This window comes from Rhodococcus sp. 008, assembly GCF_001682295.1.
Taxonomy (GTDB): domain Bacteria; phylum Actinomycetota; class Actinomycetes; order Mycobacteriales; family Mycobacteriaceae; genus Rhodococcus_F; species Rhodococcus_F qingshengii.
The window spans coordinates 3,263,794-3,286,618 of the sequence record NZ_CP012749.1; the positions used below are offsets into that span (position 1 = coordinate 3,263,794).

The following is a 22,825-nucleotide window of genomic DNA, read 5'->3' on the forward strand; positions in this document are numbered from 1 at the left end:
AAACTTGCGAGGGTGTTCGTCGTTCGATGAGCATGAACGACGATGATCGGATTCTTGATGTCTGACCACTCTCAGGTAGCTCACCCGGCGGTATCGGGCGGTGCCGATCTGGACGCAGCGCTCCCGGCGACGGCCGCTCAGCGTGAGGTGTGGGTTGCTCAGAACGTCGATCCGAGCAGTCCGGTCTACAACATCGGACTTGTCGTCGAGGTCGACGGCACGATCGACATCGAGCGCGCGGCAGCGGCGATCGAGGCCAGCGTCGGACGCGTCGAAGCGCTGTTCGTGCACTTCGAGGTCGATGCCGACAACCAGCTGATCCAGGTGCCGATTCCGGATGCGCGCTGGGACGTGGAAATTCTCGACCTTCGGGCCGAGGCGGATCCCGATTCGACTGCGCAGTCGTGGATGGACACCGACATGGCTCGGGTCTTCGGTCCGGACGATCTGCTGTTCCGCCAGGTGCTTCTGCTGACCGCTGACGACCGAGTCATCTGGTATCAGCGCTATCACCACAGCGTGATCGACGGGTACGGCATCTCGCTCATCGTCGCCGACGTCGCCGAGCGATACGACGATCCGAATCTCGGGACTGCCGCGCCGCAGTGGTCACTCGACGCCGTGGTTGCAGCCGATCTGGATTACCGGAACTCTCCGCGATTCCAGACCGACCGTCAGTACTGGGCCGAGCGCGTTGAATCCGGACCGGAAGCGACGCGGATTCTGCATGGGCAGGTGGATGATTCGCTGCCGCCGATCTCAGCGATGCTCACGCTCGACGCTGATCGCGCGGCACAGCTCTATCGCTATGCGGCCGACGCCGGGATTCGACGAACTCGTCTCCCCATGGCTGCGCTGATCGCGTACATCGCACGAACCACGGGACAGCACGACGTTGTCGTCTCGGTACCGATGGCCGCTCGGGTGGGGCGCGACATGCGTCGCACTCCTTCGATGGCGTCGACGATTTTGCCGCTGAGTATTCGGGTAGAACGCTCGGAAAGCATCGGCCAGTTGGCAACTCGTCTCGACACCGCCCTGGTCTCGATTCTCAAGCACGGGCGGTACCGAGGTGAGGATCTTGCTCGCGACATTCGGGCGATCGATCCCGACCGTCAGGTCTTCGGCCCCGGCATCAACTCGATGATGTTCGAACACACACTCACCTTCGGCGGATGCCCGGTGCGCGTGCGTAATTCGGTAACCGGTCGAGTCAGTGACCTGGATCTGAGTGTGCGCGGTGGTCAGGACGGGGAGCCGATCGAGATCGACGTCCGCGCCCCGGCCGGATTCGACAGGGAGTTGGCCGATCACACCGCGAGAATCGAACAGTTCCTCGATCGATTCGTAGCCGAGCCGCAGCTTCCGATCTCGGCACTCGACCCCATGTCGCTCGCGGAGCGTGAACTCGTGCTCCACGGGTGGAACGACACCGCAGAACCGCAACCCGTGACGACGGTGCCGGATTTGTTGCGCAGCAGCTTCTCTGCCGATCGGGGCGCCGTCGCCGTGGTCGACGGCGATATCCGGCTGACCTACGGCGAGCTCGAAAGTCGGGTATCGCAGCTCGCCGCGCATTTGATCTCGCGCGGTGTCGCACCCGAAACCGTTGTGGCGATCGGCCTTCCGAGATCCGCCGAGATGGTGGTGGGGTTGTTGGCCGTCATGTGTGCCGGTGGTGCCTTCGTGCCGCTGGATCCGTCATGGCCTGCCGAACGCCGCGAATCGGTACTTGCCGACGCGGGCGCCACACTGGTGCTCACCTCGGACGGTGTAGACGACTCCGTTCCGGTCGATCTCTCCGCGTGGGCGTACGAGGACGGGCCCTCGGACCTGTCCGAGACAATGACCTCCGACATTCGTAGTCACGGTGCCCAACTCGCATACGTCATCTTCACGTCCGGTTCGACCGGACGTCCGAAGGGCGCCATGATCCGCCACGAGGCAATCTGCGCAAGGTTGCTGTGGCAGCGGGAGCGGATTCTCGGGTTCGGGTCCGGCGATGCCTCACTGTTCAAAGCCCCACTCTCGTTCGACATCTCGATCAACGAGATCCTGCTCCCACTCGTCTCCGGCGGTCGATTGGTGATCGCGAAGCCCGAGGGGGAACGCGACCCGCAATACCTGCTCGACCTGATCGCCGGAGAATCGGTCACTTTCGTCTACCTGGTCTCGTCGATGCTCGACATCCTTCTGGATCTGGCGAACGGGACCGATCAGCTCGATTCGTTGAAGCACGTGTGGTGCGGCGGTGAGGTTCTCACGCCTGAACTCTTCGACCGGTTCCGTGCCCAACTGTCCACGACGCTGTATCACGGCTACGGCCCGGCCGAAGCGACCATCGGTGTCTCCCATGTGATCTACCGCGAGGACGCGGAACGAATCGCCACATCCATCGGTCGCCCGAACCCCAACACTCGTCTGTACGTGTTGGACGGCGACCTGCAGCCGGTTCCGATCGGCACCGGCGGCGAACTCTACGCCGCGGGCTTCCTGCTGGGACGCGGATACGTGGGTGCTTCGGCACTGACCGCATCTCGTTTTGTCGCGGATCCCTTCGTCTCAGGTGATCTGGCCGGATCCCGCATGTATCGCACCGGTGACTTGGCCAGATGGACCGCCGACGGCACCCTCGACTTCCTCGGACGCACGGACAATCAGGTGAAGATCCGCGGCATGCGCCTGGAACTCGAGGATGTCGAAGCCGCCGTGATTTCGCACCCCGCAGTGCGTCACGTGGCAGTTCTGGTGCGCCAAGCACCAACAGGTGCAAAGTATCTCGCCGCCTACGTGAGCGCAGCGTCGGGGACGAACCTCGCGATCGACTCACGTGAGCTTCGCGAGTGGGCTGCGAGCAAGCTGCCCGACTACATGGTCCCGACCACCGTCACCGTCCTCGACAAGTTTCCGCTCACGGCAAACGGCAAACTCGACCGTCGCGCGCTACCCGAGCCCGATCTCGCCGAACTGAGTGCACATGTCGCTGCGAGAAACGAAGTCGAACAACAGTTCTGCACGTTGATCGCGTCGGCAGTCGGCCTCGATTCGGTCGGCGTTACCGACGACTTCTTTGCACTGGGCGGCGACAGCATCGTCGCGATCTCACTCGTGACCGCGGCTCGTGCTGCCGGTTTGTCGATCAGTCCTCGCGAGGTGTTCCAACTGCGCACCGCCGAGGCTATGGCGCGTGCCCAGTCCTCCCGAGTGGCTGAGATCGTCGACCACGCGGACCAACCGATCGGCCACGTAGCCACGACGCCGATTGCCGCCAGGGTTCTCGGAGTGTCGGACGCAGTACGAACCTTCCACCAGCGAGCGCTGATTCAGACGCCGTCAGCCTTGACGTCCGAGCATGTCCAGGCGGCGCTCGACGCCCTGGTGGCGCGCCACGATGCACTTCGTGCGACGTTGACGCCCGAAGGAAGACTGCTCGTCCCGGAGACAAACGAAGTGGCTGTGGTCTTCGAGACCCGTGCAACACCGGCACCGCTCGAAGAATGCGGACCGTTGATCGTCGCCGAGACCGAGCGAGCTGTCGGCCGTCTGAATCCAGCCGACTGCACGATGGTCAGCGCTGTTCTGTTCCGCCCTGTGACCGGTCCCGGACGGCTGTTGCTGGTCATCCACCACGCGGTGGTCGACGGCGTCTCGTGGCGCATCATCCTCGAGGACCTCGCGCGCGCCGGCATCGCAGCGATGAATGGCGACGAACCCGCACTCGCTCCGGTCGGCACGTCGGTGCGAAGGTACGCCGAACTCGTCTCGGAGGCGGTCGGAGCCGGGCGACTGGACTCGGAAATCGAGTTCTGGGACTCGGTGACGTCCGCACAACGGGCATCTCTCGGCCGTCGGGCACTCGACCCGGCAGTTGACCTCGCGCGCACCGCTGCGGCGCGGTCGATCACCCTACCTCCAGAACTTGCAGATCAGCTGTTGGGCAGTGTCCCACGGGCGTTCGGAGCCGATGTGAGCGAAGTGCTGGTCACCGCACTTGCCGTGGCGCTGACCCGTTGGAGCGGTGCCGGATCGGTGACGATCGATCTGGAGGGGCACGGACGCGACGAGGACATCGTTCGCGGTGACGGCGATGCGCACGTCGACCTGACTCGTACCGTCGGATGGTTCACCACAGTGTTCCCGGTGGCGCTCGAGATCGGCACAGCCGCTCCGGATCTCGACGCGAGCGGCGAGTTGGCGGGGGTTCTCAAGAGCGTCAAGGAGCAACTTCGACGGGTCCCGAACGCCGGCTTCGGGTACGGAGCATTGCGATACCTCGGCGGCTCGGATCAGTTGCGTAGTTTCGCAGCGCCGGAGGTGGTGCTCAACTATCTGGGACGCACTGCCGCAGCGGAGGGGGACTGGTTCCCGGTGTCGATGGACGGTGCTGCCGATCCGTCCATGCCGATGGGTCACGCGTTGTCTGTCGACGTCGTAGCCGAGGACGCCGCCGGTGGACCACGCCTGCGAGCCACCCTGACCTGGGCGTCGAACATCTTCCTGCGTAGCGACATCGACAGGTTTGCGCGGCTGTGGCTGGACTCGCTCGAGGCCGTGTCCGGGCTCGCAGCCTTCGGCGGAGCCACACCCTCGGACTACCCTCTGGTGGCGCTCGCTCAGGCAGACGTGGACGGGTTGCCGAAGGCTGAAGAGATTCTCCCACTCACTCCGCTGCAGGAAGGGATCTACTTCCATTCGGCGTTTGCCGATCCGGGGGCGGATCAGTATGTCGTGCAACAGGTTGTGGAACTGACCGGAGCCGTGGACAGTGCGGCGTTGCACCGCGCGCTGCAATCCGTCGTCGATCGGCATGAGGCGCTGCGCACCGGATTCTCGGTCCTGGGTGACGGCCGGGTCGTGCAGGTGGTGCACCCGAGCGCTGTCGTGGAGATGGCGGTAGTCGAGGTGGCCGGCGCCGATGTCGATGAACTGCTTTCCGCCGACCGCGCGCGCGGGTTCGACCTGGCGCAACCGTCGCTCGTCCGTTACACGCTTGTCCGTGCCTCTTCGGAGAAGTACCTTCTGCTGCAGTCGATTCATCATGCGGTCGCAGACGGATGGTCGGTTCCGGTGATGCTGCGAGAGTTGATGGCGTCGTACAGCGTTGGCGACTCCGGCGTGGTGCTCCCGACTCCGGCGCCGTACCGCAGCTATCTCGAATGGTTGGCCCGCCACGATCACGAGGCCTCGGCAGCGGTGTGGAGGGAAGCGCTGAACTCTCCCGGGCCCGCGGTCGAACTTCCCGCGCCGAGCGCGGGCAGCAGCGGAGTCTGTGCCACCCGAGTCGAGCTGTCCGACAATGATACTCGCGCACTGGCGATCAACGGACGCTCCCATGGCCTGACGCTGAGCACGCTCGTGCACGGCGCCTGGGGGCTGGTGCTCGGCCGAATGACCGGCCGAACAGACGTGCTGTTCGGATCGACCGTATCGGGACGCGGTGGAGACCTGCCCGGCATCGAGTCCATGGTGGGCTTGTTCATCAACACCGTGCCGGCTCGGTTGCGGTTCGATCCGGCAGAGACAGCCGCGCAAGCACTTTCTCGTTGGCAGAGGGAACAATCGGAACTACTCGACCATCAGTACCTGGGGCTACCGGAACTGCGGCGGACCGGCGGACTGGAGCAGAACTTCGAATCACTGGTCGTGTTCGAGAACTATCCACTCGGTGACACGGCAATCGCTGATCCGACGAACTCGGTGCGACTGACGGGAATTCGATTCGACGAGCGACCGGCCTACCCGTTGACCCTGATCGTCGTCCCCGGCGATCGATTGGCGTTGGAGCTCAAGTACGACGCTGCTCAGGTGGACGGCGACGCCGCTGCGTCGCTGGCCGAAACTCTCGCAGTCGTACTCACCGAGCTCTCGCGCGATCTCGATCAGGTCATCGGCCGGATCGCGCTGGCACCCGCACAGCCGGGGAGCGTCGGCACGGCCTTGGATCGGCCGCGCGCAACGCTGACCGAGCTGCTGAAGGATCAAGCCGGGCGTACGCCCGAAGCCACCGCAGTGATCTTCCGTGAAGAGTCGTTGACCTACGCCGAACTTCACTCTCGCGCTGATCGTTTTGCGCATCTGCTGCGCGAACGTGGCGTCGGACGCGAATCGTTGGTAGCGGTTGCCTTGCCTCGCTCTCCTGATCTGATGGTCGCGATTCTCGGCATCGGAAAGGCCGGGGGAGCATACGTTCCCCTCGACACCGGCTACCCGGCGGAGCGGCTGACGTACATGCTGGGTGACGCCGATCCTGTGTGCGTCGTGGTGTCGGAAGACTCTTCACTCGATTCGGGTTCGGTTCCGCGGGTGACGGTATCGGAGTCGGCGCAGTTCCCCGCCGATCCGCTGAGTGTCCCAGGATCGCCCGCGGATGCCGCGTACATGATCTACACTTCGGGTTCGACCGGTCGCCCCAAAGGCGTTGTGGTCAACCACGAGGGTGTGGTCAACCGATTGCTCTGGGCACAGCAGATACGTCCGATGGACGTCTCCGACCGGATGCTGCAGAAGACCCCGTCGAGCTTCGACGTCTCCGTTCCCGAATTCTTCTGGCCGTTCCTGGTGGGGGCAACTCTCGTGATGGCCGAGCCGGACGGGCACAAGGACCCTGGCTATCTGGCCGACGTCATCGTCGAACATTCCGTGACCCGAGTGCATTTTGTTCCGTCGATGCTCGACGTGTTTCTCGCGGAGCCGAAAGCAGCACTGTGCTCTTCGCTCGAGATCGTCAACTGCAGCGGTGAGGCACTGCCCGTTCACGTTGCACGCAAGGTCTCCGAGATCCTGCCGAATACTCTGGTGGACAACCTCTACGGCCCCACCGAGGCCGCCGTCGACGTCAGTTGGCAGCCGTCGGTGCAGGAAACTCCGGCAGACGCCGTCAGCGTCCCGATCGGCGCACCTGCCGCCAACACCGGCCTGTTGGTTCTCGATCCCTACCTGCAGAACGTCCCGGCCGGTGCCACCGGTGAGCTCTATCTGGCAGGGCCACAACTGGCGCGTGGTTACCACGGACGTGGGGGATTGACCTCCGAACGATTCGTGGCGAATCCGTACAGCGACGGCGGCTCGCGGATGTACCGGACCGGTGACATCGTGCGGTGGAATGCCGACGGCGTTCTCGAGTACCTCGGCCGTGCCGACGAGCAGGTGAAGGTTCGTGGATTCCGAATCGAACTCGGCGAAATCGAAGCGCAATTGGCGCTGTGCCCCGGAGTCACGGCAAGTGCCGTGATCGTCCGAACCGACGGTCCGAGCAACCGCGCACAGGTGGTCGCCTACCTGGTCGGAGATGCTGATGATGTTGCGGTTCGAGCTCAGTTGTTGTCAGTGCTACCGGAGTTCATGGTGCCAAGTGCCTTCGTGCGGCTCGAGTCGCTGCCGCTGAGCCCGAGTGGCAAGCTCGACCGAAAAGCACTACCTGCACCGGATTTTGCGGCACAGGTGGGCGACTTGACGGGAGTGGTTTCCTCGGGCGTTGCAGACCTCCTCGCCGGGCATTTCGCGACGGTTCTCGGACTGCCCCGTGTCGGGGTGCGCGACGATTTCTTCACTCTCGGCGGCGACAGTATCCTGGCGATCCGACTGGTCAACCTGGCTCGTCGTGATTCGGTAGTGCTGACCCCGCGTCAGATCTTCGAATTGCGCACTCCCGCTGCGATCGCTGCAGCGGTGGGTGATGTCGCCACCTCGGATGCCACCGTCACGGCCGACATCGGCGTGGGTGAGCTGGTTCCGCTGCCGGTGGTTCACCGCTTGTCCGAATGGACGGGTGGTACCGACCGCTTCAACCAGGCAGTTCTGATCCACTCTCCGGCAACATCTCTCGGTTCGATCACCAGTGCATTGCAGGCCGTGCTCGATCACCACGACGGACTTCGCCAAACCTTGATCCGACATGACCGCGGGATGTGGTCGGCGCGGATCGAGGAACCCGGTAGTGTCCGGGCAGCGAACCTGGTCGAACGCGTTGATGCTCGGGGACTGGATGACTCCGAGTTGCGAAGACTCGTCACTGAGCACTCTGAAACTGCGACCAGTCGATTGGATCCGTCTGCAGGGCGGATGGTCTCGGTGGTCTGGTTCGATTGCGGCGCTGAGAGTCTGGGCCGACTCGCGATAGTCGCGCACCACCTGGTCGTGGACGGGGTTTCCTGGGGAACCGTGCTCGAGGATCTCGCGATGGCCTGGGTGGCAGTCGAAGCCGGAGAGCCCGCCGCACTGGATGCCGTCGGAACTTCGCTGCGTACCTTCTCCCGTACGGTGGCCGAACACGCATACAGTGCTCATCGATTCGCCGAACTCGATCACTGGCTGACCGTGACCGCTCCGGGCGCGCAGTTGATCCCCGACGCCGCGGGCGATGCCGTCGTATCCGGAGGCTCGAGGCGCACGGTCACGGTGGACGGAGCAATCTCCGAGGCAGCACTTGGATCGGTTGCGGCAATGGTGGGTGCCGAGGGAACGGATGTTCTGTTGGCAGCGCTGACGATGTCCGTCGATCGCTGGCGCCGCTCCACCGGCCGCAGTGAGCACGAATTGCTGGTCGATCTCGAACGGCACGGCCGCGAGGAGTTGGTGGCGGGCATCGATCTGTCACGAACAGTCGGCTGGTTCACCACGATTGCCCCGATGCGACTGCACGGCGGAATCGACCCGGTGGACACGCTACGCGAGGTGAAGGAGAGCCTGCGGGCGGCTCCGGACGGCGGTATCGGCTACGGGATGCTGCGATACGTGAATGCCCGCACGGCATCGACATTGGCGGGGCGCTCCGAATCTCAGATCCTGTTCAACTATCTCGGACGTACGACGACAGCAGGATCGACAGCATGGTCCTTGGCAGCGGAATCCGAAGCCTTGTCCACCGATCCCGACGCAGACATGGGAGGCCCGTACCGACTGATCGTGAATGTCGTCAGCGTGGATTCGGGGCTCCGCGCCGAGTTTGCCTGGGCAAGTGAAGATTTGTCCGAGGAGGACGCGCAGTCACTCTCCGACGGCTGGGTTTCGGCCCTCGGCGATCTGGCGGCTGCGGCCGCGCGTCACGCCGGGCCTCCCATTCTGACCCCGTCCGATGTGACGTTGCTCGACCTGAGTCAGACCGAGATCGACGCGATAGCCGATGCGAGTCCGGCAGGTGTCAGCAGCATCCTCCCACTCTCACCGTTGCAGGAAGGCCTGTACTTCCAAGCCGGCTACGCGGGCAGCAGCGACAGCAGCAGTGGTGGGGACATCTACACGGCACAGTTCTCGATGGACTTCGGGCACACCCTCGATGTCGACAGGTTGGCTGCGGCCGCCCGGACACTTCAACGACGAAATCCCACGTTGCGAGCGGGTTTCGTGAGCGAAGGGCTGAACGAGCCGGTGCAGTTCTTCAGCGCTGGACTCGATGTTCCGGTCGTCGTCCACGATCTCCGTGAACTCGACGACTCGGTTGCTCGTGAGCGTGCCGAGGCCGTCGCCGCCCAAGACCGAGTGACGCCATTCGACCTGACCGCGCCGCCGCTGTGGCGTATGAGTGTGCTGCATCTGCCCGGCGGCCAGGATCGTCTGGTGATCAACAGGCAGTTCCTGCTGTGGGACGGCTGGTCCAACGGCCTTGTCGTCAGTCAGCTTCTGGCGCTTTACGATACCGGCGGCGACGACAGCGCATTCGGCGAACCCGAGGGGTCGTTCGAGACATACCTCGCCTGGTTGGCCGATCGCGACGGTGCAGCCGCCGACGAGGGGTGGCGCGGAGCGCTCGCAGGACTCGAGGAGCCGACGCTTGTTGCCGAGCCGATGCCCGGCGTCGAAGTTCAGCTTCCGGATCGCCGCGATGCGGTTCTGTCGGAAACGCTTTCGCGTGCGTTGCGTGAGCGCGCTGCCGCGTCCGGCGTCACGTTCAACACGGTACTGAATGCAGCGCTGGCCCTCGTGCTGGCGTCGGCCACCGGTCGACAGGACGTCGTCTTCGGCTCCACGGTTGCCGGACGGCCACCGGAGGTACCGGGAATCGACACCGTGGTGGGAATGTTCCTCAACACCGTTCCCGTTCGGCTGCAACTGGATCCGAACGAGAGCGTCGAGGAACTTCTTCGTCGGACACAGGCGGATCGACTTTCGCTGATGCCTTTCGACTACCTCGGTTTGGCATCGATCCAGCGTGTTTCCGAGCATCGTCAACTCTTCGACGTGCTGATGGTCTTGCAGAACTTCGTGGACGAGAGGCAAGTCCACGCGCTCAACGCCGCTCACGACGTGAGTGGAAGCGACAGTATCGATCACACGCACTATCCGCTGACCGTCGTGGTCACACCGGGTGCCACCGTCAACGTCAAGTTCGAGTTCCATCCGCATCTGGTGACCGCGCGCCGGGCCGAGGACCTACTGCGTCACTTCGTCGACCTGCTGCAGAGTTGGTCGCAGGACATGGCGGGATCGGTTGTTGCGTCTCCGGTTCCCGCAGTAGCGCAGCAGACGCAGATCCGGGAGTTGCCGGAGCGCACCATTGCCGACCTGTTCGAAGAAGTCGCGTCGGCGCAACCGAACGACACGGCACTCGTGTTCGGGAAGCGCCGGATGACCTACGCCGATCTCGACGGCGAGATCAACCGGATGGCGCGGTTGCTGATCAATTGCGGCGCCGGCCCGGAAAAGATTGTCGCTCTTGGCCTACCACGTTCGGTGGACATGGTCGTCGCGCTCTTCGCGGTATTGCGCACGGGTGCTGCCTACCTACCCCTCGAACTCGACCATCCGGCCGAACGGTTGGCCGTGATGATCGACGACGCGGATCCTGTCGTGTTGCTGACAACCGTTTCGGCCTCAGGGAGGTTCGAAGGTGCCGACGTCCGCACTATCGTGATCGACGAACCCGATACAGCAGCAAGGAGACTGACGATCTCGGCGCGGGCGCTCTCCGCGTCGGAACTCGGAGCATTCGCCCCGGGGGCACCGCATCGACTCGACCACCCCGCGTACGTCATCTACACCTCCGGTTCGACCGGCAAGCCCAAGGGCGTGGTCACCGGTTACCGCGGCTTGACGAACATGCAGTTCAACCACCGCGAGGCGATTTTCGAACCCGTGATCGCCGCGGCGGGCCGGCGCCTGCGGATCGCGCACACCGTGTCCTTCGCCTTCGACATGTCGTGGGAGGAACTTCTGTGGCTCGTGGAAGGCCACGAGGTGCACATTTGCGACGAAGATCTGCGTCGTGATGCCGAGGCACTCGTTGCATACTGCGACGCACTGGACATCGACGTCGTCAACGTGACACCGACCTACGCGACGCACCTGATCGACAGCGGGCTTCTCGACGACGGTGTGGGACACCACCGCCCGCCGTTGGTCCTGCTCGGCGGTGAAGCCGTTCCGGATTCGGTGTGGAACAGGCTGCGCGACACCGAGGGAACCGTGGGCTACAACCTCTACGGTCCGACGGAATACACGATCAACACGCTCGGTGGCGGAACGTCCGACAGTGACACCCCGACCGTCGGCAAACCGATCTGGAACACCGCCGCGCATATTCTCGACGGCTGGCTGCGTCCGGTCCCCGATGGAGTTGCCGGCGAACTGTACATTGCCGGAGCCGGTTTGGCTCGCGGCTACCTCGGACGCTTCGCGCTCACGTCCGAGCGCTTCGTCGCAGATCCGGCTGGGACCGGAGAACGTATGTACCGCACCGGGGATCTCGTGCGGCGACGCGGTGACGGCAACCTGGACTTCCTCGGCCGCACCGACGATCAGGTGAAGATCAGAGGTCACCGCATCGAGCCGAGCGAAATCGTCTCCGTTCTCGAATCCGACGAACATGTGCGGCAAGCGGCAGTGGTGGTCGACGTCGGGGCAGGTGGAGTCAAGAGGCTCGTCGGCTACGTGACGCCCGTGCGACTCGGCGCCGGGCACGACTACCGCGCGCAGGCGCGAGTTCTCCTGCCCGACTACATGGTTCCGGCCGTGGTGATCGAGGTGGAGACGCTACCGATGACCGTCAACGGCAAGCTCGACGTCAAGGCACTGCCCACCGCTGATTCGGTGCTGGGGGAGCGGAGTGGGGAGTCGATCGCACCGCGTAACCACACGGAAGAGGTCCTCTGCGACCTCTTCTCCGACGTACTCGATGTGGGCGATATCGGGGTCGACGACAACTTCTTCGACCTCGGTGGGCACTCGCTTCTGGCCACCAAGCTGATCAGTCGAGCTCGGATCGCCATTCCGAACAGTCTGACCATGCGTGATCTCTTCGAAGCGCCGACGGTGGCGGAACTTGCGGAACGTATTGTGGCCGAGCAGGGAGCGACGCGACCGGTACTGGTAGCGAAGCCGCGGCCGGACCACCTTCCTCTTTCTGCCGCTCAACAGCGATTGTGGCTGATCGGACAGATGGAGGAGAACTCCGCGGCCTACAATTTCCCGATCGTGCTCCGTTTGGACGGCGCACTGGACGCGGACGTCTTCGCCGCGGCGCTCGGCGACGTCGTGGAACGACACGAATCCCTGCGTACGGTGTTCCGGTTGGTGGACGGATCGCCGGAGCAGATAATTCTCGAATCGGCGACGATTCCGGTCGAGACAGTTCATCGAGACGAATCCGGTGTCGCCGGTGAAATTGCCGTGGCAGTGGGTCGTCCGTTCGACCTGTCTGACGAGATTCCGATCCGCGCACGTCTGATCCGGGTGGACGGTGCCGAGGTGGACGGTGCCGTAGTGGTCGTGATCGTCCTGCATCACATCACTACGGACGAATGGTCCGATCGGCCATTCCTGCGCGATCTGATGTCGGCCTACTCCTCTCGGATCCAGGGCGAAGATCCAATTTTCGAACCGCTACCGGTTCAGTACGCGGATTACACCCTGTGGCAACGGGAATTACTCGGCAGCGCCGACGATCCGTCGAGCATCCTGAGCACGCAGTTGGACTTCTGGGCGAAGAGTTTGGACGGAGCCCCCGAAGAACTGCTGCTTCCCACCGACCGGAGCCGACCGGCCAGACCGAGTTTCTCCGGTGGCGCAGTGGTGACACGGTTGGGTGTGGACACAACTGCCGCACTGCGAGATCTGGCGCGCGAGAGCCGGAGTTCGATGTTCATGGTCCTGCACGCGGCGTCGGCGGCGTTGCTGACTGCGCTCGGAGCGGGTGAGGACCTTCCCCTCGGCGCTCCCGTCGCCGGACGTAGTGAGCAGGGACTCGACGAACTGGTCGGCTTCTTCGTCAATACGATTGTGCTGCGCACGGATACGTCGGGCAACCCGACGTTCCGGGAGTTGGTGGATCGCGTTCGCGAGGGAGATCTCGAGGCCTTCGCCAACGCTGACGTTCCCTTCGAAACGGTGGTGGAGCGCCTCAATCCGTCGCGTACTTTGGCACGTAATCCGCTGTTCCAGGTCATGGTCGGCTATCACAGCCGGGAGGAGATGGGAGGGGATCCGTTCGAACTCGAGGAGTACACAGCCAAGTTCGATCTGGTGTTCAACTTCACCGAGTACCTCGGCGACGAAGGCTGCATCGACGTCCGACTCGAATACGGCAGCGACCTCTTCGATCGCGAAACAGCACAGCGGATTTCGAACCGATTGGAATCGGTGATCGCGGCAGTCGTGGAATCGGCCGACATCGAGATCGGCGACATCGACATCTTCTTGCCAGGCGAACTCGAGCAAGTTGTCACCTCGTTCAACGACACCGCCGTCGACGTGCCGGAAGAGACGTTCTACGACGCTTTCGCGCGTGGAGTCGTTGCTACGCCCGAGGCGATTGCGGTGCGCGACGAGGCGGGGCAGGCCACGTACCGCGAACTCTCCGAGCAGTGTGATCGGATCGCCGGCGTGCTGTATCGCCGCGGAGTGTCGGTCGAAGACGTGGTGGGGCTTGCCGTCCCGCGCTCGGTGGAAATGGTCGCGTCGGTCCTCGCCGTGCTCAAGCTGGGGGCCGCGTATCTACCCCTGGATTTGAGTCACCCGAGCGAGCGAATCACATACATGCTCACCGATTCCCGCGCCTCGGTACTTCTGTCCACTGCGGAGGAAAGCTCGCGGATCGAGGATGTGGTCGGCGTCGAGCGAATCCTCCTGGACGATCCGCTGATCCGTGCGGAACTGGACGAGGCAGTGATCGTCGAAACTCCCCGGCCACCAGTTGGCGTCAGCCACGCTGCCTATGTCATCTACACCTCGGGATCGACCGGCAAGCCGAAGGGAGCCGTCCTCTCCCATGACGGTATTCCGAGTCTTGTTGCCACAGCCGAGGTTCGGATGCGACTGGTACCGGGTTCAGTGGTGATGCAGTTCGCTTCGGTCGGCTTCGACGTCGCGGTATTCGAGCTGGCGATGGCACTGTGCACGAGCAGCACCCTGGTGATCGTGCCGCAGAATGCACGAGTTGCCGGTCCGGCGCTGACCGATTTCATGACGAGCAATCGTGTCACCCACGCGATCATCCCTCCCTCGTTGCTGGCCGCTCTGCCGGCAGGATGTGAAGTGCCGCAGGGCTGCACCGTGTTGGTCGGAACCGAGACGGTGCCACCGGAGCTGATCGGGCGATGGGCGGAGCGGCTGAATTTGCTTGCCGCGTACGGACTCACCGAAGCCACGGTGAACAACACACTGTGGCAGGCAGAACCCGGTTGGAACGGTCCCGTGCCCATCGGAATCCCTGACCCCAACGAACAGGCGTACGTGCTCGACGATCAACTGCGTCCGGTTCCGCCGGGAGTATCCGGCGAGCTGTACATCGCGGGACGCGGCCTGGCGAGAGGCTATCTGGGCCGATTCGATCTGACGGCGCAGAGATTCATCGCCGATCCCTTCACCGCGGGCGATCGCATGTATCGCACCGGGGACCGCGCGCGGTGGCGCACTGACGGGAACATCGACTTCCTCGGCCGCGTCGACGATCAGGTCAAGATCCGCGGTTTCCGAATCGAGTTGGGCGAAATCATCGGAGCTCTCAGTGCCCATCCTTCGGTGAAGCAGGCAACGGTCGTCGCGGATCGGCAGGGCGAAATCACGCGCCTGGTCGGTTACGTGTCACCGGAACCCGGTGTCGTCGTCGACACGACGGCAGTGCGGAACCTCGCGGCACTGTCGTTGCCCGACTACATGGTTCCGACCATGGTTGTCGCCCTTGACGGTCCGCTGCCGTTGACGCCCAACGGAAAGCTCGACCGCAAGTCGTTGCCCACTCCGGACTGGTCGGAGCTGGCGGGTGATGTTGCTCCTCGCACGGCAGTGGAGTCCACGGTTGCGGCTGCATTCGCGGAAATCCTGCAGTTACCGAGCGTCGGAGTCCACGACAGTTTCTTCGAACTCGGCGGCCATTCGATGGCTTCGATGAAACTGGTCGGTCGCATTCGTGAAGCGTTCGGCGTGGACGTCAGTATTCGAGACGTATTCGACGCGCCGAGTGTTGCGGAGTTGGCGGCCGTCGTCGCGCGTTCGGAAGGTGGGCGTCCGATCCTGGCGCCGGCGGTGAAACGTCCCGAGACGATGGGTCTGTCTGCGCCGCAACGTCGTCAATGGGAGTTGTTCCGCGCGTCCGGCGCGCAACCGCAAGCAAGCCACGCTCTGGCGCTGACCCTGAAATCGAAGATCGATCCGGAGATTCTCGGGCACGCCTTGGACGATGTGACTTCGCGGCACGAACCCCTGCGGACCACCTTCGTCGAGGTCGACGGCGTCGTCGTGGCAAGAGAATCGGTGCGTCCGACTGTCGATGTGGTCGATGTCGGCGCCGGCGATGTGGGTCGAGTGGTGTTCGAACTGGCTCAACTTCCGATGGATCTGCGTGAGCAATCACCGTTGCGGGTTCATCTGGTGCTCGGTGAAGACGGCTCTAGGACACTGCTTCTCGTCATGCACTACATCGCCGTCGACGAGTGGTCCGTAGTGCCGCTGCTGGGAGATCTGGTCTCTGCTTATGCAGCCCGGTCGCAGGGAGATCAACCGGTTTGGGACGAGCTTGCATTGACGTACGCCGATTACACCGTGTGGTCGGAGGAGCTGTTGGGAGACCCCCGAGACGTCGACAGCCGAGCGTCGAAGCAACTTGCATATTGGCGGGATGCGCTCGACGGAATACCGACCAGTGTGAATCTTCCGTTGCCGGAAGGTGACTCGGAGCCTCGAGGTGACGTGATCGCCGTCGACATCGACGCGGGTCTGCACGCCGGAATCGACGCGCTGGCTGCGCGCACCGGCACGAGCATGTTCATGGTCCTGCAGGCCGCACTGGCCAGCGTTCTCACGAAGGCCGGCGCGGGTACTGATCTCCCCATCGGTTCATTGGTTGCGGGCAGGTCGGATCCCCGTCTCGAACCGATGATCGGATCGTTCTTCAATGTTGTTCTCCTGCGCACGGATACGTCCGGTAGTCCGACGTTTGCAGAATTGCTGGCTCGCATCCGGGAAAACAATCTGGAAGCGCTGAGCAATCAGGACGTCTCATATGTGTATGTCGAGCAGGCGCTGGGTAATCCGGCGTCCATGAGGCCTCAGGTGATGGTGATCCATCATCAACAGGCCGATTTGGACGGGCTCGGCGACTTCGGTTCTCTCGTACCGATTCCGGTGGGAGTGCCCGATGCGGATGTGACGTTGAGTTTTTACGAGCCGGTGGGCGATGGGCCTGTCTTTGCAACTCTCGGGTTCCGTGCCGACCGCGTCGATGCGGGTGCAGTCCGCGTATGGGCAGGTCAGTTGGTCGACGTGATCGAGGCTGCAGTTGCCGCCGAAGGGGATGACGCGAGCGAGGGGGCGAAACTATGACATACGTCGCATCGCTCCGTGGGGTCGACCGCTATACGGGGGCTCACAGTGTTGATACCCTCACCTCATTAAGGGTAGCCTTTGCTACTTACTTCGGGACATCGATTGGCGGCCGTACCAGGTCGTTCCGTCGGGGATGGACTACCTGTAATGAGTGAATCACCAAGAGACTCCAGCGCCGAACCTGCCATTGTCGACATCGTCGGCGTCGGGTTCGGTCCGGCCAACCTCGCGTTGGCCATTGCTGTCGAAGAACACAATGCAAATTGTGCGGCCGTTGATCGGGTGAACGCGCGGTTCTTCGAAAAGCAGTCTCAGTTCGCGTGGCATCCCGGGATGCTGCTCGACGGTGCCACCATGCAGATCGCGTTTCCGAAGGACCTGGTGACGTTCCGGAATCCACGGAGCGGATACAGCTTCTTCTCGTATCTGTTCGAGCAGGGTCGACTGGTCGACTTCGTCAACCACCAGACCTTCTTCCCCACGCGCCACGAATTCAACGACTACCTGTGCTGGGCAGCTCGACGAGTCGACGCGGACGTGCAGTTCGGTACAACCGTCGACGGGGTCGAGGGCATCAAGAACTCCGACGGCGTTGTCGATCGCTTTGCGGTTCGCACCGCCGACGGTGAAACGGTGATCGCGCGCAACATCGTTGTCGGAGCCGGACTGAAAGAGCGGATCCCGGAGTGGGCGACGCCTTCGTCGCGGTGCTTCCACAATCACCAGTTCCTCTTCCATCTCGAAGCAATGCCGGAGCCCGTACACAACCGGTTCGTCGTTCTCGGCGCCGGCCAGAGTGCCGCGGAGATCGTGGACTACCTGCACGCGAACTACCCGAACGCCGAAGTTCACAGTGTTTTTGCCCGCTACGGCTACAGCCCGGCAGACGACAGCCCGTACGCGAACCGCATCTTCGATCCCGAAGCCGTCGATCAGCTGCACGGTGCAGACGCCGCGGAACGACGCCGACTGCTCGATCTGCACCGCAGTACCAATTACTCGGTCGTCGACATCGAACTGATCAACAAGCTGTATGCCACCGAGTATCAGGAGATGGTTCGTGGGCCGCGGCGACTGTTCATGCGTCGGGCCTCGGAGATCACGAGTGCCGTGGAGACCGAATCCGGCATCGAACTGGCTGTCCGTAGCAATCTCGACGGCTTGACCGACACGCTGGCGTGCGACGCACTCATTCTGGCCACGGGTTTCACCCCGGCACCTCTGGACGATTTGTTGGGTGAACTCGTGCCGGATTCGTCCGTTCCGCGTAACGTCAGTCGGGATTATCGACTGGCTGTAACGGAGGACGTGACAGGCGGTATCTATCTGCAGGGTGGGACAGAACAGACTCACGGATTGACGTCGTCGCTGCTGTCGAACGTGGCAGTGCGGGCGGGGGAGATTCTGGCGTCGGTGCTGAGCCACCAGAACCGAACTGGTGCGCTTGCTAGTCTGGGCGCACAAGACACGTACGTAACGAGTGAGGCGAGATGAGCACTAACCCTTTCGATGACGAAGACGGCCGCTTCTACGTGCTGGTGAACGACGAGGACCAGCACTCGCTGTGGCCCACGTTTTCCGAGGTCCCCGCCGGCTGGCGAGTGGTGTTCGGTGAAGACAGCCGCAAGGCGTGCCTCGAATACGTCGAGGCCAACTGGACCGACATGCGTCCGAAGAGCCTGCGTGAGGCCATGGAAGCCGATCAGGCTGCCGGTGGAAAGCACGCAGTCGAGAGCTGATTCTCTCACCGCTCGGAACCCCCGAGTGAACAGAAAAGAGCTGGGCACCGTCAGGTGCCCAGCTCTTTCTGCTTGAACGACGCCTACTTCTCGGTGACGGGAACTCGACGCCTGCGCTTGCGGACCATCGGGCGACGTAGCGAGTCCACGCGCATCAGAATCCGTGGACGACGCAGCGTGCGCGCTCCCCATTCGCCGAGCGTGACGCCCGCGGCCAGGGCACAGCCGATACCGAACGCCGACAGCAAGGCAGTCAACCCGATCAGTACCTGGTCGTTGAGCAGCGCGTACAGGCCTCGGTACAGCGACAGACCGGGGAGCAGCGGAGTGATGCCTGCGACCGCGACAACCAGCGGAGGCGTCAGTGCGCGGCGAGCCATCAGACCACCGGCAAGACCGACCACGGTTGCGGCGATTGCGGCGGCGATCACGGGACCGACGTCGAGTGTCTGCACGAAGATCGACACACCACTGCCTGCCGCACCGCCCAGGAACGCCGCGGTGAGTGCACGCCGCTCGGCGTAGCAGGCGAGCGCGTAGAACACCGACGCACACGCACCGGAGAGCATGAGGATCGGCAACTGCGTGATGGTGGAGACTTCCACATTGATCGGTGGAAGCGTCGAACCCAACATCCCGGTCATTCGCAACGAGATTGCGACGCCCGCGATGATGCCGCCCGTCATCATCACCACTTCGAAGAATCGCGCGACAGCTGTAATGGGTGCACCCATGATCGCGTCCTGGACCGAGCCCACCAACGACAGCCCGGACAGCAGGACGACCACTCCGGCCGCGATGACCAACGACGGCCGGATACTGATCCCCAGCTGGTCCTGAAATGTATAGAGCGTGGCGGCAGGCGCAGCGGCGATGAGACCACCGACAACCTGCTGGAAGAAGAACGGCAACCCGAACCGGTTCAGTACGCGGTTGACTCGATCGATGACCATCGTCGTCAGAAACGCGACTGTGGCAACGAGGAACCCGCCGCCGAGCAGGACGGAGACCGAAGCCGCCATCGCCGCCCAGGCCATGGTCGCGGTCCACCGGTTGTACGGGTGCGGCGCCGTCGTGATGGCTGTGAGCGCGTCGTGCGCTTGGTCCGGTGTGATCGCCTCACGGCGGATACGACGTGTCAGACGGTCGACGGCCGCCAGCCGCGTGAAGTCCATCGAGCGGTAGTGGACGATGCGCATCGTGCTCGCCGGCGGTCGCGTCGGGCCGCGATAGGCAGAGAGCACAATCGAGTTGTAAGTGACGTCGACGTCACACTGGGCAAGGCCGTACGTGGCGGCGATGAACTGCACCTGCTCAGCGGTGTCCATGGCCGCGGTTCCGGATGCGAGGAGGACTTCGCCCACCCGAACCGCGAGGTCCAGGACCTCTGCGACGACGGCGTCGTCTGTCAGGTCGATCGGTTGAAGCGGTGCGGGAGCCGACGTGACCGTGTCGACGGTGGCTTGCCGGTTTCCCGTCAGGCGTGTGAGTACTTCGGTGAATTTCGCCATCAGGGGGCGGAGTGGGAGTTGCGCATGGGGCCCACGCTATCTAACGTGACCCGCGCGCGGCCACCGTGACGGCTTGGATATGATGGCTCCGCAAAGTCAGTCGCGGCAACGCGTCGGTCTTCGCCTCCTTAGCTCAGTGGTAGAGCACTCGCCTTGTAAGCGAAAGGTCGTCGGTTCAATCCCGACAGGAGGCTCCGAAAGAGGAGGCACTCACCAATGTGGTGGGTGCCTCTGTATTTGCTGAGGTGCCGATAGGCGCCCGGTTCAGTTGGTCTCGGGCTTGTTCGTAGCCTGGCGCGGGTCGATCGCGCCGTCGATGTACTGCTGGGCGATCACTCGCAGTTTGACGTTGCTGCGCTGCGAGTCCTGGATGAGAATGCGGAAGGCTCGGTCGGCGTCGACGTGGTGGGTGCCCATGATGATGCCCTTGGCCTGTTCGATGACGCCTCGCGATTCGAGTGCTCGCTCGAGGTCCATTGCGTGCTTTCTGGCGATGTCGAGGCGCTGCGAGCTGTGCAGCGCGTAGGCCGAGGTCACGGCGAACAGTTGGAGCAATGCCACGTCGGCGCCGGTGAAACCTCGGAGGTCGTGGCTGTAGAGATTGAGGGTTCCGAGCGGGCGTTCCCGGCCAGGCAGTGGCATGGACAAGAAGCTGACGGCGCCGACTGCCTTTGCCGCGCTTGCGAATTGAGGCCACCGGCTGTGGGCTTCGCTGGCATGTGCGCGGACAACGGTTCCCGTGCGTGACGACGTCACACTCGGTCCGTAGTCCAGTCGGAATTGGATCGAGTCGACGGTGCGAACAAGTTGGTGGGTGGCGGCTACGGTTCGGAATGTCGTGTCCGAACCGCCGATGGTAATTCCGGCCATGTCGGCGTCGGCGATGAGATCGACGGCATGCCTGCAGACTTGTTCGAGAAATTGCTCGGCCTGGGCATGTGGATCGAGGTGCGCGTACAGCGATTGCAGGGCGTCCGAGGCGGCGTCCAGGCTGTCCTGCGACGCGGAATTTCGGCCCCCGGTAGGGCCGCGGTGTCCTCTGGCGATGCGCGGCGCCGTCATTGTCTCAACCACCCTTCCCCATCACGTCGCAGGCATGTCCGATTCGTCTCATTGTTGCACCGGACTAACTGTTGTGCACTCTGTTTCGGTGGACAAGTGTCTGATGGGGCGGACGGTTATGTGAAGTGGACTGCGTATGCCCAATCGTGATGTTTGATTCGGCCGTTAGCGGGTAGTGCGCCGATCTTGGAATTATGTTGTCCTGCAACAGTTAACGTGGAAACTGCGACCGGGGTACAAGTTTTCTCCGCAATGGCGCGCAGGTCACGAACTTGGCCTATTGTCAGCGCCAGCGCACAATCTTGTACGCGTAACCCGTAGACAGTGAAGGGGATACGACGATGAACGGACTGATCGCGGCTCTGAACAGTGGAATGACCGTTGGCTTGGCCAACACGATCCTGACTTTCGGCGGAATCATCATCAACCTCAACATCGTGATCAACAACTGACCGCGTAATCGGCGAGTAACCGTTTGTTATGCCGATTCGATCGGAAGGTCCGGCCCTGGGCGGTCGCTCTTGCTCTTGAGCCACCGATTGGGAAGTTTGCCGGCAAGTTCTCCGAGTGGACCGACTGCAGCGCTGAGGATTCCGACGGTTTCCTGAAGGATCTCGATGCTCGCGCTCATCCGCTCGAGGTTGGGGGCGAGGGAAGTCAAGGTGTCGGACAGTGCAACGATCTGGTCAAGCGGGCCGCCTTCGGCGATGAGCCGTTCGAAGGCGCCGTTCTCTGCCAGGAGTGTTTCGAGGATGCCGTTCTCGGCCAGTGCGCGATCGATGACACCGTCCTTGGCAGTCAGGCGTTCGACGGCACCGTCTTGCGCTGTCAGGCGTTCAAGCGGACCGTCCTCCGCCATCATTCGGTCGAGGAGACCGTCCGGCGCGAGCAAGCGTTCCAATGCGCCGTTCTCGGCGAGCACCCTATCCAGCGGTCCGCCGGGGGCAAGAAGTCTTTCGAGTGGTCCGCCGGGAGCGAGTAGTCGTTCGAGAGTGCCGTCGGGTGCAGTCAGTTTGTCGACCGGACCGCCGGGAGAGAGAAGTCGATCGAGTGGCCCACCGGGGGCCAAGGCCTGCCCGATGGGCCGATCGTCAGCGGTGAGTGATGACAACTGCTGGATCATCTGCATGGGTCCGCGGGGGCTTGCCAAGCCGGCAGCACCCGCCGTCACCGCGCCGGTATTACCGACGGCGATACGAACTGTCGTGACCGTCAGCTCGGCGATTCCCAAACTGATCTCTGCGGCTGCAATGCCCGCGCGTAGGGGAAGCGTGAGCATCTCCAGCAGTTTCATGCGTTAACTGTAACCGGTAACACACAAACACTCACCAGGATCGCCGGTCAGTGAAGGACCTTCAGACCAACGACACAGCCGACGATGCCCAGGATCAGCAGTATCTTGACGATCGACGTGGACTCCGCGCCGGTGATCATCGCATATCCCACAGTCAGGGCGGCGCCGATGCCGACCCAGATCGCGTAGGAAGTCCCGATGGGAAGGGTACGCATTGCATACGCGAGGCCGGCCATACTGACGATCAGGCCGAGGACGAAGACGATGGTGGGCGACATCTTGCTGAATCCGTCGGACTTACCGAGTGCGGTAGCCCAGACAGCTTCGAAAAGTCCGGAAATGACGAGCACGATCCATGCCATGGTGAACAACTCCCAAGGCACCGTCTTTTCGCTGGCCGGGTACGGTGCGCTCGTCCGGATGTCGTCGTTGACCACCCAACCATAGCAACAGAATTCTGCGTT

At 63.1% G+C, this 22,825-nt stretch carries 7 protein-coding genes, 1 tRNA gene and 1 riboswitch; of the genes, 4 read left to right on the forward strand and 4 right to left on the reverse strand.

The genetic code is table 11. From position 1 onward, the window contains the following. Positions 1 to 42: 42 nt before the first annotated feature. From AOT96_RS15260 to AOT96_RS15270, 3 genes are all read left to right on the forward strand, one after another. Positions 43 to 16,752 (forward strand): non-ribosomal peptide synthetase, encoded by a 16,710-nt coding sequence (locus AOT96_RS15260; RefSeq protein ID WP_065351967.1) that lies wholly within the window; start codon positions 43 to 45, stop codon positions 16,750 to 16,752. Positions 16,753 to 16,902: 150 nt separating this feature from the next. Next, entirely contained in the window at positions 16,903 to 18,249 is a 1,347-nt protein-coding gene (locus AOT96_RS15265; RefSeq protein WP_042920410.1) for a lysine N(6)-hydroxylase/L-ornithine N(5)-oxygenase family protein, read from the forward strand. Continuing rightward, on the forward strand, positions 18,246 to 18,494 hold the full coding sequence (locus tag AOT96_RS15270) for an MbtH family protein (protein ID WP_003945538.1): 249 nt from the start codon (positions 18,246 to 18,248) through the stop codon (positions 18,492 to 18,494). The genes AOT96_RS15265 and AOT96_RS15270 overlap by 4 nt, the downstream gene beginning before the upstream one ends. 83 nt (positions 18,495 to 18,577) lie before the next feature. Here AOT96_RS15270 and AOT96_RS15275 read toward each other — a convergent pair whose 3' ends face one another. Next, the gene (locus AOT96_RS15275; protein ID WP_007734361.1) at positions 18,578 to 20,005 is read right to left on the reverse strand and encodes a threonine/serine ThrE exporter family protein; all 1,428 of its coding nucleotides are present in this window, start codon (positions 20,003 to 20,005) and stop codon (positions 18,578 to 18,580) included. A 122-nt stretch (positions 20,006 to 20,127) separates the two neighbouring features. On the opposite strand from AOT96_RS15275, the gene AOT96_RS15280 reads away from it, so the two are divergent. Beyond that, positions 20,128 to 20,199, forward strand: a tRNA-Thr gene (locus AOT96_RS15280). Positions 20,200 to 20,269: 70 nt separating this feature from the next. On the opposite strand, the gene AOT96_RS15285 is transcribed toward AOT96_RS15280, so the two are convergent. The 3 genes from AOT96_RS15285 to AOT96_RS15295 form a co-directional block, all read right to left on the reverse strand. Continuing rightward, entirely contained in the window at positions 20,270 to 21,067 is a 798-nt protein-coding gene (locus AOT96_RS15285) for a GAF and ANTAR domain-containing protein (protein ID WP_003945473.1), read from the reverse strand. Positions 21,068 to 21,545: 478 nt separating this feature from the next. Continuing rightward, positions 21,546 to 22,361 carry an ABC transporter gene (locus AOT96_RS15290; RefSeq protein ID WP_065351968.1) on the reverse strand — a complete coding sequence of 272 codons (816 nt, stop codon included), beginning with the start codon at positions 22,359 to 22,361 and terminating at the stop codon, positions 21,546 to 21,548. A gap of 47 nt (positions 22,362 to 22,408) precedes the next feature. Then, positions 22,409 to 22,723 carry a DMT family transporter gene (locus AOT96_RS15295; protein WP_007734365.1) on the reverse strand — a complete coding sequence of 105 codons (315 nt, stop codon included), beginning with the start codon at positions 22,721 to 22,723 and terminating at the stop codon, positions 22,409 to 22,411. Between the two features lie 14 nt (positions 22,724 to 22,737). Beyond that, positions 22,738 to 22,803, reverse strand: a riboswitch (guanidine-III (ykkC-III) riboswitch). Positions 22,804 to 22,825: the final 22 nt, after the last annotated feature.

What these genes read in the sequence shown, in the direction of transcription:
- AOT96_RS15295 (WP_007734365.1), bottom strand. Translation starts at nt 22,723, where the DNA reads ATGGCATGGATCGTGCTCGTCATTTCCGGACTTTTCGAAGCTGTCTGG.
- AOT96_RS15265 (WP_042920410.1), top strand. Translation starts at nt 16,903, where the DNA reads ATGAGTGAATCACCAAGAGACTCCAGCGCCGAACCTGCCATTGTCGAC.
- AOT96_RS15285 (WP_003945473.1), bottom strand. Translation starts at nt 21,067, where the DNA reads ATGACGGCGCCGCGCATCGCCAGAGGACACCGCGGCCCTACCGGGGGC.
- AOT96_RS15275 (WP_007734361.1), bottom strand. Translation starts at nt 20,005, where the DNA reads ATGGCGAAATTCACCGAAGTACTCACACGCCTGACGGGAAACCGGCAA.
- AOT96_RS15270 (WP_003945538.1), top strand. Translation starts at nt 18,246, where the DNA reads ATGAGCACTAACCCTTTCGATGACGAAGACGGCCGCTTCTACGTGCTG.
- AOT96_RS15290 (WP_065351968.1), bottom strand. Translation starts at nt 22,361, where the DNA reads ATGAAACTGCTGGAGATGCTCACGCTTCCCCTACGCGCGGGCATTGCA.
- AOT96_RS15260 (WP_065351967.1), top strand. Translation starts at nt 43, where the DNA reads ATGATCGGATTCTTGATGTCTGACCACTCTCAGGTAGCTCACCCGGCG.